This window comes from Acidovorax delafieldii (assembly GCF_007993815.1).
GTDB classification, from domain to species: domain Bacteria; phylum Pseudomonadota; class Gammaproteobacteria; order Burkholderiales; family Burkholderiaceae_C; genus Acidovorax; species Acidovorax delafieldii.
This window is the reverse complement of record NZ_VJWE01000011.1, coordinates 88933-103932: the sequence shown is the minus strand read 5'-3', so window position 1 is coordinate 103932 and position 15000 is coordinate 88933. Positions and strand designations below refer to the sequence as shown.

Genomic DNA, 15000 nt, shown 5'->3' with positions numbered 1-15000 from the left:
CGAGGGTTATGCAGGACATCCCTCGCTTGCGCGCGAGGCACCCTCAGGGTTGATCCGCGCCTGTACCCCTGATTCCCTTTGCTCCGATCCCTCCCATGCACGATCCGAACTGCCTTTTCTGCAAAATCATCGCGGGCCAGATCCCTTCCAAGAAGGTTTATGAGGACGAAGAAATCTTCGCCTTCCACGACATTCACCCGTGGGCGCCAGTGCATTTCTTGATGGTGCCCAAGCTGCATATCCCTTCCATGGCACAGGTCACCCCGGAGCATGCCGGGGTGTTGGGGCGCATGATGGCGCTGGCGCCAAAGCTGGCACTGGAGCAGGGCTGCAACCCGTACCCGAATGGTGGCTTTCGCGTCGTGGTAAACACGGGGCTTGAAGGTGGGCAGGAAATTCACCACCTGCATATCCATGTCATGGGCGGCCCCCGTCCGTGGCTCAAAGGCTGAACCAGGCTGACGATCGTGCCATGTTGAGAGGTGTCGGCTTGCCCCGGCACTGAACTCCTGTCACGCCCCCCGTCTAAAATGATTGCAATTCGTTAGGAGATATTTCATGGGCTCTTTTTCCATCTGGCACTGGCTGATCGTGCTGTTGATCGTTGTGATGGTGTTCGGTACCAAGAAGCTCAAGAACATGGGCTCTGACCTGGGCGGCGCCGTCAAGGGCTTCAAGGACGGCATGAAGGATGGCTCGTCTGATGCACCAGCTGCTGCCACGCCCCCCGCTGGCCAGGTGGCCAACAGCCAGGCCGCAGACAAGACCACCATCGATGTCGAAGCCAAACAAAAGAGCTGAGCTGGTGCTGCCGACCCGCTGCCTTGGCCTGCATTGCGCTGGCGCCTGATCCATGATTGATATTGGCCTGTCCAAAATGGCGCTGATCGGCGCCGTGGCGTTGATCGTCATCGGCCCCGAGAAGCTGCCCCGTGTGGCCCGTACCGTCGGCACCTTGCTCGGCAAGGCGCAGCGTTATGTGTCCGACGTGAAAGCGGAGGTCAACCGGTCCATGGAGCTCGATGAGCTCAAGAAGATGAAGGACACGGTGGAGAACGCCGCGCGCGACGTGCACAACACCATCCAGACCAGCGCCAGCGAGTTCGAGAAAGACTGGACCGATGCCATCGATTCCAGCAACAACGCCGACCTGCGGGAGCAGGCGGCCGTGGTGCCTGCCTACAAGCACCCCGGCAAGAACTGGCGCCTCAAGCGTGGTGCGGTGCCCCAGTGGTACAAGGCTCGCAGTGGTGTGCGCTCCAAGGCACAGTCTGGCGCAGCCCGCGTAGCACGTTACCGCCCCCAAAAATTCCACTGACGCAGCCTGCGGCGCCCTGTGCGCTGCATGGGCGGCCCTGACGCCCACGAAAACCCACCATGTCCGAAACCCCCACCAAAGAAGACGAACTGGCCGGCACTGAGCAGCCGTTCGTACAGCACCTCATGGAGCTGCGCGACCGGCTGGTCAAGGCCATGATCGCCATCGCCATTGCGGCAGCGATCCTGTTCTTCTTCCCGGGTCCTGGCGCGTTGTATGACTTTCTGGCCGCCCCTCTGGTAGCCCACCTGCCCAAGGGGGCCACGCTGATCGCCACTTCGGTGATTTCGCCGTTCATGGTGCCGCTCAAGATCTTGCTGATGTCGGCGTTCCTGCTCGCGCTGCCTTTTGTGCTGTGGCAGATCTGGGCTTTTGTGGCGCCCGGCCTGTATTCGCACGAGAAAAAGCTGGTGCTGCCGCTGGTGGTGTCCAGCACGCTGCTGTTCTTCATCGGGGTGGCGTTTTGCTACTACCTGGTGTTTGGCCAGGTGTTCGCGTTCATTCAGAGCTTTGCACCCAAGAGCATCACGGCCGCGCCTGACATCGAGGCCTACCTGAGTTTTGTGCTGTCCATGTTCCTGGCGTTCGGCATGGCGTTTGAAGTGCCGATTGCCGTGGTGGTGCTGGCCCGCATGGGCATCGTGAGCGTGCAAAAGCTGCGCGAGTTTCGCGGCTACTTCATCGTGCTGGCCTTTGTGGTGGCCGCCGTCGTGACACCGCCCGATGTGGTGTCGCAGCTGTCGCTGGCCGTGCCCATGTGCCTGCTGTACGAGGTGGGCATCTGGGCCGCGCAGATCTTCATCAAGCACACCCAGGCGCCCGAAGAGCCCGGGGAATCCGCTTCTGCATCCTGACCTGCCAGCCCCGCAGGCTGGTGGGGTTGCGTTGGGGGTGATGCACAGATCGCGTCCGTGGGGCTCCACCTGGGCGATGAGACAGAAAAAACAATACAAATAGCTGCAAGCGCTAGTGTGATATGCGCTGGCAGCTATGTTTTTTATAGTGGTATGAGGACTGCAGCCCGTCAGAGGAAGGGACACGGCTCACCCGCATCTGGCCCCTTCCGATTGGCCTGTTCCTCACCCCGGCTTGGCCCTGCCAGAGGGGCCCCAAAGCCGACGACCTTCGCCTGCTTCGCCCCCAATCGGCAGTGGTGATGGCTTGTACCCGCCCGGCGATTACCGCGCAGAGCCGGGCTCGCTGAAGGGGCTCAGCGCCTCACATTGCGCTGTGGCCGGGGGCGCACGCCTGGGTTGATGCTCAGCTCCACGCGCTTATCGGCCCGTTGCACGTCAAACGCCGCAGCCTGGCCCGGCTTGAGTGCCGCCACGGCGGTCAGCAGCTGCGACACATTGCCCACGCTCTTGCCGTCCACGCTCACGATCACATCCCCCGGGCGCATGCCAGCCTGGGCAGCGGGGCCGTCCTGCAGCACGCCGGTGATGATCACGCCCTCGGTGGCCTTTTTGACGCCAAAGGTTTCTGCCAGTTCGGGCGACAGCTCGTTGGGCTCCACGCCAATCCAGCCGCGTGTGACCTGGCCGTCCTTCACGATGCCATCGAGCACCATGCGGGCTGTGGACACCGGAATGGCAAACCCGATGCCCATGCTGCCGCCCGAGCGCGAGTAGATCGCGGTGTTGATGCCCATGAGGTTGCCGTTCACATCGACCAGCGCACCGCCCGAATTGCCGGGGTTGATGGCCGCGTCGGTCTGGATGAAGTTTTCAAACGTGTTGATGCCCAGCTGGCTGCGGCCCAGCGCGCTCACGATGCCGCTGGTCACGGTCTGCCCCACGCCGAAGGGGTTGCCGATGGCCAGCACCTGGTCGCCCACATCCAGGGCGTCGGAGTTGCCCAGCACGATCACGGGCAGCTTGTCCAGTTCGATCTTGAGGATGGCCAGGTCGGTGTCGGGGTCGGTGCCGATCACGCGCGCACGGGCGCGGCGGCTGTCGGTGAGGGTCACCTCGATCTCGTCAGCACCTTCCACCACATGGTTGTTGGTGAGGATGTAGCCCTCGGGGCTCACGATCACGCCGCTGCCCAGGCCGGCCTGCGCCTGGCTGCCTTGGTCACCAAAGAAAAATTGGAACCAGGGGTCGTTGCTGCGCGGGTGGCGCACTTCCTTGCTGGTGTTGATGCTGACCACGGCCGGCGCCGCCTTGCGCGCCGCACCGCTGAAGCTGCCCGCCGCGGGCTGCGACGGCGGCGTGGCAGGGGCCTCCAGCAGCGCAATACCGGCCCCGGAGCGCGTGGTGCCCCGGCCCAGCCAGTCAGGCTGGAGCGTGGCGACAACAAAGTAGGCCGCAACGAGGACCGTCACGGACTGGGAAAACAACAGCCAGAGTCGCTTCATGAAAGGTGCTTGCCGGTGGTAGTACAGGGTGTGGGCGATGGAGGTGGACGCTGCAGGTTTGCCGTGGCGGCCTGGGCGCTCCCTCTCACACAGGATTGTCTCCGAATGTGGGGGCGCGAACGGCGCGCCACAATAGCGGCATGAGCATTCACCGCAGTCAACTTTTGCAGGCATTTGACAGCCTGCTGCAACCCGAGCGCTTCAAGGACTACGGCCCCAATGGCCTGCAGGTCGAGGGCAAGGCCGTGATCCGGCGAGTGGTCAGTGGCGTCACTGCCAGCCGTGCACTGATCGAAGCCGCCATTGCCGCGCAGGCCGATGCCATTTTTGTGCACCACGGCCTGTTCTGGCGCGGACAGGATGGCCGCATCACGGGCTGGATGAAGCAGCGGCTGCAACTGCTGCTGGCGCACGACATCAACCTGTTTGCGTACCACCTGCCGCTCGATGCCCATGCCGAGCTGGGCAACAACGCACAGCTGGGCCGGGTGCTGGGTTTTGCCGCCGATGCGCGGTTTGGCGAGCAGGACCTGGGCTTTGCAGCGCCCGCGGCTTTCGATAATGTCGAGACTGTGGCCGACCATGTTGCCCAGGCGCTCGGCCGCACCGTGACCCTGGTGTCGCCGGGTGACGTGGGCGGTGGTGCCGCTGCACGGCGCCCCGTGCGCCGCGTGGCGTGGTGCACGGGCGGCGCGCAGGGGTATTTCGAGTCGGCCATTGCCGCAGGGGCGGATGTTTTCATCACCGGCGAAATCTCCGAGCCCCAGGCGCACCTGGCGCGCGAGACGGGGGTGGGCTTTATTGCCGCCGGGCACCATGCCACGGAGCGCTATGGCGCCCCCGCCGTGGCGGCGCATGTGGCAGACCAGTGCGGGCTGAGCCACCAGTTCATCGAGATCGACAACCCCGCCTAGCCCATGGCAAGACACCGCACGGCAAGCAATCACATCGTGCGGATATCCGGTCCATTTTGCTCATTTATTCATAGCTGATAGCGCATGAACAACTAGCGCTACAAGCACTTTTGGCTCCAAACCCATGCAACCCATCGCCATCACCCAGGGAGATCCCGCCGGCATCGGCCCCGAGATCGTGGCCAAGGCCTTTCGCGATGCGCCCGATGCGCTGCGCCACTGCTTTGTCGTCGGTGACCTGGCCACGGTGCGACGCGCTGCGGACGCCATCACGCGCCCCGGTGTGCCCGGTGTGCCCGTCGCGCAGATCGGGTCACCGGGCGAAGCAGCGGATGCTCCGCCCCGCTGCATCCCCGTGCTCCAACTGCCCGGGATCCCGGGGCCCCAGCCTTGGGGCGAGATCAGCGCCGCCGCCGGCCGTGCCGCAGCGGACAGCGTGGTCTGGGCGGCGCGTGCCGCATTGCGTGGGGAGGTGGCAGCGCTGGTTACAGCCCCTTTGCACAAGGAGGCCTTGTCGGCCGCAGGGGTGGACTTCCCGGGGCATACGGAGCTCTTGCAGGCAGAGGCTGCTGCGCACCAGGGGGTGCCACTGGCGCGGATGCCCGTGCGCATGATGCTGGCCAATGACGAGCTGCGCACCGTGCTCGTCAGCATCCATGTGTCGCTGCGCGACGCGATTGCGGCGGTGACGCAGGACAACGTGCTGCAGACGCTGCAAATCACCCACACCGCCTTGCAGCGCAGCCTGGGCCGTGTGCCCCGCGTGGGTGTGGCAGGGTTGAACCCCCATGCGGGCGAGGGCGGATTGTTCGGCCGCGAGGAGCTGGAGGTGATCGCACCGGCCATCGCGGCGGCGCGCGCGCAGGGGCTCGACGTGCACGGCCCGTTTGCGCCTGACACGGTGTTCATGCGCGCGCGCAGCACCCCGCAGCGCGCGGGCGAGTTCGATGTGGTCGTTGCCATGTACCACGACCAGGGCCTGATCCCGGTGAAATACCTGGGGGTGGAAAAGGGCGTGAACGTGACCCTGGGCCTGCCCCTGGTGCGAACCAGCCCCGACCATGGCACGGCGTTTGATATTGCAGGGCAGGGCGTTGCAGATGCCTCCAGCCTGATCGAGGCGGTGCGCATGGCGCGGGCGCTGTGTGGATGACGTCAGCTGCTGAAGCCTTGGGGCCCAGCGCTGATCGAGATCAATGAACCGCCGAAAATTGTGCCAGCCCGGACGCGGGCGTGCGGGCGGCGTGACCCCAAAAAGCCAACGCCACCGGCGGCTGGTGGAGGCAGCGCAGCGGTGGCGTTTTATGCGGCCACTAAGGCCGCTGGCCCAAGGGTTTACTTCTTCAGGCTGTCGCGAATTTCGCGCAGCAACACAATGTCTTCGGGAGGGGCCACCGGCGCGGCGGGCGCGGCAGGGGCCTCGCGCTTGAGGCGGTTGATCTGCTTGATCATCATGAAGATGATGAACGCCAGGATCACAAAGTTGACCGCCACGGTCAGGAAGTTGCCATAGGCAAACACTGGCACACCGGCTTTTTTGAGGGCGTCGAGCGTGGTGCCCGTGCCCGGAGGCACGTTGCCCAGCACGATGAACAGGTTGGAGAAATCGAGCTTGCCAAAGACCAGCCCCACCACCGGCATGATCAGGTCCGCTACCACCGAATCCACGATCTTGCCAAAGGCGCCGCCAATGATGACGCCCACCGCGAGGTCAATCACATTGCCCTTGACCGCGAACTCCCTGAACTCTTGCATCATCCCCATGTTGTTGCTCCTTGTAAAACGGTGATGGGGGAGTATTGCCCGGTTCGCACCCCTGTCAAGCCAGCAAACCACTTGGAAATAACCATTTTCACTCCGCTACAATTCGCGGTTGACCCCAATCTAGCGATGTTCATCGAGGATCCCCATGAGTGACACTCCAATCGACTCCAGCAAGCGGACGTGGATCATCACGTCAGCATGTGCTGGTGCGGTGGGCGGCGTGGCAACCGCCGTTCCTTTCGTGAGTACTTTCCAGCCCTCAGAGCGTGCCAAAGCCGCTGGTGCTGCTGTCGAGGTGGATATCTCCGCCCTCAAACCTGGAGAAAAGGTCACTGTGGAGTGGCGCGGCAAGCCCGTCTGGATCATCAAGCGCACGCCAGAGCAACTGGCAGAGCTGCCCAAGCTCGACGGCCAGCTCGCCGATCCCAAGTCGGAGCGCAAGCCCTCTGAACTCACGCCCGAGTACGCCCGCAACGAGGCGCGCTCCATCAAGCCGGAAATTTTTGTGGGTGTGGGCATTTGCTCGCACTTGGGTTGCTCGCCGTCGGACAAGTTCCAGACCGGTGCACAACCTTCGCTGCCCGACGACTGGAAGGGCGGCTTCCTGTGTCCTTGCCACGGCTCCACGTTCGACATGGCGGGCCGCGTCTTCAAGAACAAGCCAGCACCCGACAACCTTGAGGTGCCTCCGCACATGTACCTGTCCGATACGCGCCTGCTGATCGGTGAAGACAAGAAGGCTTGACGGAGAACGACATGGCCCACGAATTCAAAGAAATCTCGCCGAACGCCTCCGCAGGCGCCAAGGTCACCAACTGGTTCGAGAACCGGTTCCCGACGGCCTTTGACGCCTACAAGGTGCACATGTCGGAGTACTACGCTCCGAAAAACTTCAACTTCTGGTACATCTTCGGCTCGCTGGCGCTGGTCGTGCTGGTGATCCAGATCGTGACCGGCATCTTCCTGGTCATGCACTACAAGCCGGACGCCAATCTCGCGTTCGCGTCGGTCGAGTACATCATGCGCGATGTGCCCTGGGGCTGGCTGATCCGCTACATGCACTCCACGGGCGCTTCGGCGTTCTTTGTGGTGGTGTACCTGCACATGTTCCGTGGCCTCATCTACGGCAGCTACCGCAAGCCGCGCGAGCTGGTCTGGATCTTCGGTTGCGCGATCTTCCTGTGCCTGATGGCCGAAGCCTTCATGGGTTACCTGCTGCCCTGGGGTCAGATGTCCTACTGGGGCGCCCAGGTGATCGTGAACCTGTTCGCAGCCATCCCCTTCATTGGTCCTGATCTGGCTCTGCTGATCCGTGGCGACTATGTGGTGGGCGATGCGACGCTGAATCGCTTCTTCAGCTTCCACGTGATTGCCGTGCCCCTGGTGCTGCTGGGCCTTGTGGTGGCGCACTTGCTGGCGCTGCACGACGTGGGCTCCAACAACCCCGATGGTGTGGAAATCAAGGGCCCCAAGGCTCCCAAGGATGCCAATGGCAAGCCGCTCGATGGCGTGCCCTTCCACCCCTACTACACGGTGCATGACATCTTCGCGCTGAGCATGTTCCTGATGGCATTCACGGCCGTGGTGTTCTTTGCTCCTGAGTTCGGTGGTTACTTCCTCGAATACAACAACTTCATCCCTGCCGATCCGCTCAAGACCCCTGCACACATTGCTCCGGTCTGGTACTTCACGCCGTTCTATTCGATGCTGCGTGCCATTACCACCGAGATGATGTATGTGCTCGTTCTGTGCGTGGTCGCGGGTGCGGGCTTTGGGGTGCTCAAGGCCAAGCTGCCCAGCTTCGTGAAGGCGGGTATCGCCGGTGCGGCCGTGGTGGTCATCGCCATGATGCTGTCCATCGATGCCAAGTTCTGGGGTGTGGTGGTCATGGGTGGTGCTGTGATCATCCTGTTCTTCCTGCCCTGGCTGGATCACAGCCCTGTCAAGTCGATCCGCTACCGTCCTGACTGGCACAAGTATTTGTACGGCGTGTTTGTGATCATCTTCCTGATCCTGGGCTACCTGGGTGTGCAGCCACCATCGCCGATCGGCGAGCGGGTGTCGCAAGTCGGAACGCTGTTCTACTTCGGCTTCTTCCTGCTGATGCCCTGGTGGAGCCGCATTGGCGAAGCCAAGCCCGTGCCTGACCGCGTGACCTTTGTGGCGCACTGAGCCTGGAGATAACAACAATGAAGAAAATCATCCTCACGTTGATCGCCGCTGTGGGTCTGGTCGCCGGTGCTGCCCATGCGGCGGGTGGCGACACCATTGCCTGGGACAAGGCGCCCAACAAGACCAACGACCTGGCCTCGCTGCAAAACGGTGCCAAGGTGTTCGTGAACTACTGCCTGAGCTGCCACTCGGCGGCCTACATGCGGTTCAATCGCCTGCGCGACATCGGCCTGACCGAGCAGCAGATCAAGGACAACCTGCTGTTCACCACCGACAAGGTGGGTGAAACCATGAAGGCGTCGATCGATCCCAAGCAGGCCAAGGAATGGTTTGGTGCCAACCCGCCCGACCTCACCGTGATCGCACGTTCGCGTGCAGGCCACGGCGGCACGGGGGCTGACTATCTGTACACCTTCCTGCGCACCTTCTATCGCGACGACACCAAAGCCACTGGCTGGAACAACCTGGCTTTCCCCAGCGTCGGTATGCCCCATGTTCTGTGGCAGTTGCAGGGCGAACGTCGTCCCGTGTTTGAAGAACACGAGAGCCACGGCCACAAGACCCATGTGTTCAAGGGCTGGGAGCAGATCACGCCAGGCACGATGACGCCTTTGCAATTCGATCAGAATATTGGTGATCTGGTGAACTATCTGCAGTGGATGGGCGAGCCCGCGCAGAACACCCGTTGGCGCGTGGGCGTCTGGGTGCTGATGTTCCTGGGCGTGTTCACGATCATTGCCTGGCGCTTGAACGCTGCGTTCTGGAAGGACGTCAAGTAAACGCCAGATCCATCGCTAGCACCCTGCGGGGTGCCGTCGGATTTATTACAGAGTGGGCGCTTTTGGCGTCCCACTCTTTTGATTTTTAGGAGCCTCCCACCATGATGGTGCTTTACTCGGGTACGACCTGTCCCTTCTCCCACCGCTGCCGTTTTGTCCTGTTTGAAAAAGGCATGGACTTTGAAATCCGCGATGTGGACCTGTACAACAAGCCCGAAGACATCAGCGTGATGAACCCGTACGGCCAGGTGCCGATCCTGGTCGAGCGCGACCTGATCCTGTACGAGTCGAACATCATCAATGAGTACATCGACGAACGCTTCCCGCACCCGCAACTGATGCCTGGTGACCCGGTGGACCGCGCCCGCGTGCGCCTGTTCCTGCTCAACTTCGAGAAGGAATTGTTCGTGCATGTGAACACGCTCGAATCGCGTGCGACCAAGGGCAATGAGAAAGCGTTGGAAAAGGCGCGCGCCCACATCCGTGACCGCCTGACGCAGCTGGCCCCGGTGTTCCTCAAGAACAAGTACATGCTGGGCGACAACTTCTCGATGCTGGACGTGGCCATCGCGCCGCTGCTGTGGCGCCTCGACTACTACGGCATTGATCTGTCCAAGAATGCGGCCCCGCTGCTCAAGTACGCTGAGCGCATCTTCTCGCGCCCGGCTTACATTGAAGCGCTGACGCCGTCCGAAAAGGTCATGCGCAAGTAAGCAGCGGCCTGCAGACTTCCCTCCCTCCATAGCAGCTGTAGTACCGCCATCCATGACCGCACAGGAATCGACCTCCACGCGCCCCTATCTCATTCGCGCCCTGTACGAATGGTGTACCGACAACGGGCTCACGCCTTACGTGGCGGTGCGTGTGGACGACTCCGTGCAGGTGCCGCGCGAGTATGTGAAGGATGGCGAGATCGTTCTGAACATCAGTTTTGATGCGACCAGCGCGCTGCAATTGGGCAATGAATTCATTGAATTCAAGGCGCGTTTTGGTGGCAAGCCCCGCGAAATCCTGGTGCCAGTCGGCCGTGTGATCGCCATCTATGCCCGTGAGAACGGTCAAGGTATGGCGTTCCCGCCACCGGTGGATCTGTTGACTTCTGCGGAGGGGGCTCCCTCTGCACTGTCTGCTGCTGCGTCCCCCGCGCCGATGCAAACGGAAGAGGCGACTGCTGCCGTGCCTGCCGAAGACCGTGTCGTGCAGCTGGTGGGTGTGGAAGATGGCCACAAGGATGATGGGGGCGACGCTCCTCGGCCGCCGCCTGCTCAAGGTGGAGCACGCCCCTCGCTGAAGCGCATCAAATAGCTGCAGTTTCAAATTTCGGTCGGTTTTTACAGGATAAAATACTGCCTTCGCCGGTTTAGCTCAGTTGGTAGAGCACCCGCCTTGTAAGCGGTAGGTCGTCAGTTCGATTCCGACAACCGGCACCATTTCTCTTGCTTTTCGCATTCCCTGGCACTGACGCCCTGGCCGTCAGGTTTGAACTTTCAGGCGAATCGCGTTAACCTCCCACCCCCGACTGCGCAGATGCGCCTGCAAAGCAGGCAGCAGTTGGCGTATTTTTGCCGCCGCAGCATTGCTCTTGACCAGCAGGCACCAGCTGTCCCCGTCAATGGGGCCAGCCTGAACCGCTGGGCGCAACGCGGCGGGAATCAGCAATTCAATGGCCTTGAGCCGATCACTGGAGTCGCGTGTCAGCGCTGTAAGCTTTGCCAGCGTGGGGGATTCCTCGCTGGCTTGCTGCAGGGTGACGGCGTAGTGGCGGCGATTCATGGTGTGGCGTCTTCGGGCGTGGAGTATTGGCAGTGCATTTGATTATCACGGACGCCAGACTGGCGCGCAGCCGGGCCATTCATTTGTCTGGCACGCGCTTGGTCCTGGCGGGGCTTGCTGTGTCGCTGTGCCTGATGGTGGTGGCTGCAGGGCTCTACCACTGGGTTTTTCTGAAAGGGGCGCGTGAAGGGTGGCCTATCGTGGGCTCGCTGGTGCGCCTTGTGGTCAAGGATGAGTTTGCCGAGCGTGACCGATTCATGCGCGCCAATCTCGATGCCATGGCCCGGCGTGTGGGTGAAATGCAAGCGCGCATGGTGCAGCTGGAGTCCCTGGGGGACCGTGTGCTGGGCCTTGCGGGCATGGCACCTGCTGACATTCAGAAAGCGGATGCCCGCGGCGGCGCCCTCGTGAGCGCGCGCAACCTGTCCATGGAAGAGCTGCAAACCACCCTGGATGATCTGGAGCGCCTGACCAATCAGCGTGTGGATCTGATGACGGTGCTGGAGTCCCGTCTGTTTGACCAGCACATCCGCAAGAAGATGATTCCGACCCATGCGCCCGTCACGGGGCGTGTTGCCGGGTCGGGTTTTGGCTGGCGGGTCGATCCCATTACGGGGCAGTCGGCCTTGCACACCGGGCTGGATTTCCAGGCCGACACCGGTACACCCATCCTGGCGGCCGCCGGAGGCGTGGTTGTTACCCAGGAGTACCACCCCGCCTACGGCAACATGATCGAGGTAGACCATGGCAACCAGCTGGTGACGCGCTATGCCCATGCCTCGCGCGTCTTGATCAAGCAGGGCGACATCGTGCGCCGCGGGCAAAAGATTGCGGAGATCGGTACCACCGGCCGCTCGACGGGGCCGCATCTGCACTTTGAGGTGCTGGTCCAGGGGGTTTTCCAGGACCCACAGAAGTTCCTGAATGCGGGCGGTACGGCCACTGGCGCACAGGTAGCCGCCATTCAGTCCTCCACGTTGGCAGGACAGCCAGCCGCACCGGCACCGGGCAGGTAAAATCGCGGGTCCGGCGTTCTCTGCCCGCAGTTGCAATGCTTGCAATATCGGTCGCAGGACCCATCTGAACTCAATTCATCTTAGGGATTTCGGTCGCTTGGCGCGCTGATTGCAGCGGGGCAGGCGGTCCTGTTCGCATGGCCACCAACTTCCTCACCAAAATATTCGGCAGCCGCAATGACCGGCTCCTCAAGCAGTACCGCAAGACGGTGACCCGCATCAATGCGATGGAGCCCGATTACGAGAAGCTGTCGGACGAGCAGCTCCGGGCCAAGACGCAGGAGTTCAAGGACCGCGTGGCCAAGGGCGAGTCGCTGGACAGCATCCTCCCCGAAGCCTTTGCCGTGGTGCGCGAGGGCTCCAAGCGCATCATGAAGATGCGGCACTTTGATGTGCAGCTGCTCGGTGGCATGGCGCTGCACTTCGGCAAGATCGCCGAAATGCGCACTGGCGAGGGCAAGACCCTGACGGCCACGCTGCCGGTGTACCTCAATGCCCTCTCGGGCAAGGGCGTGCACGTGGTGACGGTGAATGACTACCTCGCCAACCGCGATGCGCAGTGGATGGGGCGCCTGTACAACTTCCTGGGCCTCACGGTGGGTATCAACCTGCCCAACATGCCCCGTGAAGAAAAGCAGGCTGCGTACCGTGCCGACATCACCTACGGCACCAACAACGAATACGGCTTTGACTACCTGCGCGACAACATGGTCTATGAAGCGCAGGACCGTGTGCAACAGGGCCTGAACTTTGCCATCGTGGACGAGGTGGACTCGATCCTGATCGACGAAGCCCGCACGCCGCTCATCATCAGTGGCCAGGCCGAAGACCACACGGCGATGTACATCGCGATGAACAAAGTGGTGCCCCTGCTGGTGCGTCAGGAAGGCGAGGCGGACCCCCGCACAGGCGAGGGTGTGACCAAGCCCGGCGACTTCACGCTGGACGAAAAAACCCACCAGGTGTTTCTGACCGAGCAGGGCCACGAAACTGCCGAACGCATTCTGGCGTCCCACGGCCTGATCGCCGAAGGCGCCTCGGTGTACGACCCGGCCAACATCACGCTGATGCACCACCTGTATGCAGCGCTGCGGGCCAATCACTTGTACCACCGCGATCAGCACTACGTGGTGCAAAACGGCGAGATCGTGATCGTGGACGAGTTCACCGGCCGCCTGATGTCGGGCCGCCGCTGGAGTGAAGGTCTGCACCAGGCCGTGGAAGCCAAGGAAGGCGTGAACATCCAGGCCGAGAACCAGACACTGGCCTCCATCACGTTCCAGAACTATTTCCGCCTGTACAACAAGCTCGCCGGCATGACGGGTACGGCCGATACCGAAGCCTACGAGTTCCAGGAAATCTATGGCCTGGAAACCACGGTCATCCCACCCAACCGGCCCAGCAAGCGCGACGACCAGCTGGACCGCGTCTACAAGACCACGCGCGAGAAGTACGAAGCCGCCATCAAGGACATTCGCGAATGCCATGAGCGCGGCCAGCCCGTGCTGGTGGGCACGACGTCGATCGAGAACTCCGAAATCATCGACCAGCTGCTGAACAAGGAAGGCCTGCCCCACCAGGTGCTCAATGCCAAGCAGCACGCCCGTGAGGCCGACATCGTGGCCCAGGCCGGTCGCGAGGGCATGATCACCATCGCCACCAACATGGCTGGCCGTGGTACCGACATCGTGCTGGGCGGCAATATCGAGAAGGATGTGGCGGCCATCGAAGCCGACGAATCCCTGTCCGAGTCCGACCGTGCCGCCAAGGTGGCCGCGCTGCGTGAGCAGTGGAAGGTGGACCACGAGAAGGTCAAGGCGCTGGGCGGCCTGCGCATCATCGCCACCGAGCGCCATGAGTCGCGCCGCATCGACAACCAGCTGCGTGGCCGTTCGGGCCGCCAGGGCGACCCAGGTTCGTCGCGTTTCTATCTGAGCCTGGACGATTCGCTCATGCGCATCTTCGCGGGCGACCGCGTGAAGGCGATCATGGACCGCCTGAAGATGCCCGATGGCGAAGCCATTGAAGCGGGCATCGTGACGCGCAGCATCGAATCGGCCCAGCGCAAGGTGGAGGCCCGCAACTTCGACATCCGCAAGCAGTTGCTGGAGTACGACGATGTGGCCAACGATCAGCGCAAGGTGATCTACCAGCAGCGCAACGACATCCTGGACGCGTCTGACCTGTCGGATGTGATTGCGGCCATGCGCGAAGACTGCATGACCGATCTGGTGCGCCAGTACGTGCCTGCCGAATCGGTGGAAGAGCAGTGGGATCTGGCCGCGCTGGAAAAGGCACTCGCAGAAGAATGGCAGGTGCCAATCGCGCTGCAGCAGGAAGTGCAGGGCGCCAATGCGATCACCGACGACGAGATCCTGGACAAGGTCTTGCAGGCCGCGCACGCTGCCTTCAATGCCAAGGTCGAGCAGGTGGGCCGCGAAAACTTCACGCAGTTTGAGCGTGTGGTGCTGCTGCAGAACTTTGACTCCAACTGGCGCGATCACCTGAGCGCACTCGATTACCTGCGCCAGGGCATCCATCTGCGCGGCTATGCGCAAAAGCAGCCCAAGCAGGAGTACAAGCGCGAGGCCTTCGAGCTGTTCCGCCAGCTCATCGACCAGGTCAAGAATGAGGTCACCAAGATCCTCATGACCGTGCAGGTGCAGTCGCAGGCGCAGCTCGACCAGGCCGCGCAAGACATGGAACAGCGCGCCGAGAGCATTGCCAACGTGACCTATACCGCACCCACCGAAACTGGCGAGGTGGAGACCACGGTGGATGCACAGACCGTGGCCCAGCAAGCGCTGCCCGAAGGTATGCGTGTGGGCCGTAACGACCCCTGTCCCTGTGGCAGCGGCAAGAAATACAAGCAGTGCCACGGCAAGCTGGCTTGATTTCCTGATCC

16 protein-coding genes and 1 tRNA gene are annotated in these 15000 nt (G+C 62.3%); 14 read left to right on the top strand and 3 right to left on the bottom strand.

The genetic code is table 11. The annotated features are described in order from the left end of the window. Positions 1-95: 95 nt before the first annotated feature. From ATF69_RS03210 to tatC, 4 genes are all read left to right on the top strand, one after another. The gene (locus tag ATF69_RS03210) at positions 96-452 is read left to right on the top strand and encodes a histidine triad nucleotide-binding protein (RefSeq protein ID WP_146869869.1); all 357 of its coding nucleotides are present in this window, start codon (positions 96-98) and stop codon (positions 450-452) included. A gap of 106 nt (positions 453-558) precedes the next feature. Then, positions 559-801, top strand: coding sequence for a Sec-independent protein translocase subunit TatA (gene tatA / locus ATF69_RS03205; protein WP_056060256.1), 243 nt, complete (start codon positions 559-561; stop codon positions 799-801). Positions 802-853: 52 nt separating this feature from the next. Further along, positions 854-1318, top strand: coding sequence for a Sec-independent protein translocase protein TatB (gene tatB / locus ATF69_RS03200; protein WP_146869868.1), 465 nt, complete (start codon positions 854-856; stop codon positions 1316-1318). Positions 1319-1377: 59 nt separating this feature from the next. Beyond that, positions 1378-2172: a twin-arginine translocase subunit TatC gene (tatC, locus tag ATF69_RS03195; RefSeq protein ID WP_056060263.1), complete on the top strand. Its 795-nt coding sequence runs from the start codon at positions 1378-1380 to the stop codon at positions 2170-2172. 356 nt (positions 2173-2528) lie between these two features. On the opposite strand, the gene ATF69_RS03190 is transcribed toward tatC, so the two are convergent. Next, on the bottom strand, positions 2529-3677 hold the full coding sequence (locus ATF69_RS03190) for a trypsin-like peptidase domain-containing protein (protein WP_056060267.1): 1149 nt from the start codon (positions 3675-3677) through the stop codon (positions 2529-2531). Between the two features lie 140 nt (positions 3678-3817). Between ATF69_RS03190 and ATF69_RS03185 the strand changes: the two genes are divergently transcribed. Both ATF69_RS03185 and pdxA read left to right on the top strand, forming a co-directional pair. After that, entirely contained in the window at positions 3818-4591 is a 774-nt protein-coding gene (locus ATF69_RS03185; RefSeq protein ID WP_146869867.1) for a Nif3-like dinuclear metal center hexameric protein, read from the top strand. 124 nt (positions 4592-4715) lie between these two features. Continuing rightward, positions 4716-5744 (top strand): 4-hydroxythreonine-4-phosphate dehydrogenase PdxA, encoded by a 1029-nt coding sequence (pdxA, locus tag ATF69_RS03180; protein WP_146869866.1) that lies wholly within the window; start codon positions 4716-4718, stop codon positions 5742-5744. 182 nt (positions 5745-5926) lie between these two features. Here the strand turns inward: pdxA and mscL are convergent, their stop codons facing one another. Continuing rightward, positions 5927-6355 carry a large conductance mechanosensitive channel protein MscL gene (gene mscL, locus ATF69_RS03175; protein ID WP_056641077.1) on the bottom strand — a complete coding sequence of 143 codons (429 nt, stop codon included), beginning with the start codon at positions 6353-6355 and terminating at the stop codon, positions 5927-5929. Positions 6356-6500: 145 nt separating this feature from the next. On the opposite strand from mscL, the gene petA reads away from it, so the two are divergent. The 6 genes from petA to ATF69_RS03145 all read left to right on the top strand — a co-directional run bounded on the left by petA (position 6501) and on the right by ATF69_RS03145 (position 10736). Next, complete coding sequence (petA, locus tag ATF69_RS03170; protein ID WP_056060279.1) at positions 6501-7100, top strand: ubiquinol-cytochrome c reductase iron-sulfur subunit; 600 nt, start codon at positions 6501-6503, stop codon at positions 7098-7100. Between the two features lie 11 nt (positions 7101-7111). Beyond that, entirely contained in the window at positions 7112-8527 is a 1416-nt protein-coding gene (locus ATF69_RS03165; protein WP_056747267.1) for a cytochrome b, read from the top strand. A 17-nt stretch (positions 8528-8544) separates the two neighbouring features. Next, positions 8545-9306 (top strand): cytochrome c1, encoded by a 762-nt coding sequence (locus ATF69_RS03160; RefSeq protein WP_099731102.1) that lies wholly within the window; start codon positions 8545-8547, stop codon positions 9304-9306. Between the two features lie 101 nt (positions 9307-9407). Then, positions 9408-10019, top strand: a complete 612-nt coding sequence (locus tag ATF69_RS03155) for a glutathione S-transferase N-terminal domain-containing protein (RefSeq protein ID WP_005794209.1) — start codon at positions 9408-9410, stop codon at positions 10017-10019. Between the two features lie 52 nt (positions 10020-10071). Further along, a complete protein-coding gene (locus tag ATF69_RS03150) occupies positions 10072-10611 on the top strand; it encodes a ClpXP protease specificity-enhancing factor (RefSeq protein WP_146869865.1) in 540 nt (179 codons plus the stop codon). 49 nt (positions 10612-10660) lie between these two features. After that, positions 10661-10736 (top strand) — tRNA-Thr (locus tag ATF69_RS03145). Positions 10737-10779: 43 nt separating this feature from the next. Here ATF69_RS03145 and ATF69_RS03140 read toward each other — a convergent pair. After that, positions 10780-11079 carry a hypothetical protein gene (locus ATF69_RS03140; RefSeq protein WP_056060290.1) on the bottom strand — a complete coding sequence of 100 codons (300 nt, stop codon included), beginning with the start codon at positions 11077-11079 and terminating at the stop codon, positions 10780-10782. A gap of 32 nt (positions 11080-11111) precedes the next feature. On the opposite strand from ATF69_RS03140, the gene ATF69_RS03135 reads away from it, so the two are divergent. Next, on the top strand, positions 11112-12095 hold the full coding sequence (locus tag ATF69_RS03135; protein WP_146869864.1) for a M23 family metallopeptidase: 984 nt from the start codon (positions 11112-11114) through the stop codon (positions 12093-12095). Positions 12096-12232: 137 nt separating this feature from the next. Then, complete coding sequence (gene secA, locus ATF69_RS03130; RefSeq protein ID WP_056747269.1) at positions 12233-14989, top strand: preprotein translocase subunit SecA; 2757 nt, start codon at positions 12233-12235, stop codon at positions 14987-14989. The last annotated feature ends 11 nt before the right edge of the window (positions 14990-15000 follow it).

Excerpts from the sequence above, each read along its gene's own strand:
- ATF69_RS03140 (WP_056060290.1), bottom strand. The coding sequence starts at position 11,079 with ATGAATCGCCGCCACTACGCCGTCACCCTGCAGCAAGCCAGCGAGGAA.
- ATF69_RS03165 (WP_056747267.1), top strand. The coding sequence starts at position 7,112 with ATGGCCCACGAATTCAAAGAAATCTCGCCGAACGCCTCCGCAGGCGCC.
- ATF69_RS03185 (WP_146869867.1), top strand. The coding sequence starts at position 3,818 with ATGAGCATTCACCGCAGTCAACTTTTGCAGGCATTTGACAGCCTGCTG.
- tatA (WP_056060256.1), top strand. The coding sequence starts at position 559 with ATGGGCTCTTTTTCCATCTGGCACTGGCTGATCGTGCTGTTGATCGTT.
- petA (WP_056060279.1), top strand. The coding sequence starts at position 6,501 with ATGAGTGACACTCCAATCGACTCCAGCAAGCGGACGTGGATCATCACG.
- ATF69_RS03160 (WP_099731102.1), top strand. The coding sequence starts at position 8,545 with ATGAAGAAAATCATCCTCACGTTGATCGCCGCTGTGGGTCTGGTCGCC.
- ATF69_RS03210 (WP_146869869.1), top strand. The coding sequence starts at position 96 with ATGCACGATCCGAACTGCCTTTTCTGCAAAATCATCGCGGGCCAGATC.
- pdxA (WP_146869866.1), top strand. The coding sequence starts at position 4,716 with ATGCAACCCATCGCCATCACCCAGGGAGATCCCGCCGGCATCGGCCCC.
- ATF69_RS03155 (WP_005794209.1), top strand. The coding sequence starts at position 9,408 with ATGATGGTGCTTTACTCGGGTACGACCTGTCCCTTCTCCCACCGCTGC.
- tatB (WP_146869868.1), top strand. The coding sequence starts at position 854 with ATGATTGATATTGGCCTGTCCAAAATGGCGCTGATCGGCGCCGTGGCG.
- tatC (WP_056060263.1), top strand. The coding sequence starts at position 1,378 with ATGTCCGAAACCCCCACCAAAGAAGACGAACTGGCCGGCACTGAGCAG.
- mscL (WP_056641077.1), bottom strand. The coding sequence starts at position 6,355 with ATGGGGATGATGCAAGAGTTCAGGGAGTTCGCGGTCAAGGGCAATGTG.
- ATF69_RS03190 (WP_056060267.1), bottom strand. The coding sequence starts at position 3,677 with ATGAAGCGACTCTGGCTGTTGTTTTCCCAGTCCGTGACGGTCCTCGTT.
- ATF69_RS03150 (WP_146869865.1), top strand. The coding sequence starts at position 10,072 with ATGACCGCACAGGAATCGACCTCCACGCGCCCCTATCTCATTCGCGCC.
- secA (WP_056747269.1), top strand. The coding sequence starts at position 12,233 with ATGGCCACCAACTTCCTCACCAAAATATTCGGCAGCCGCAATGACCGG.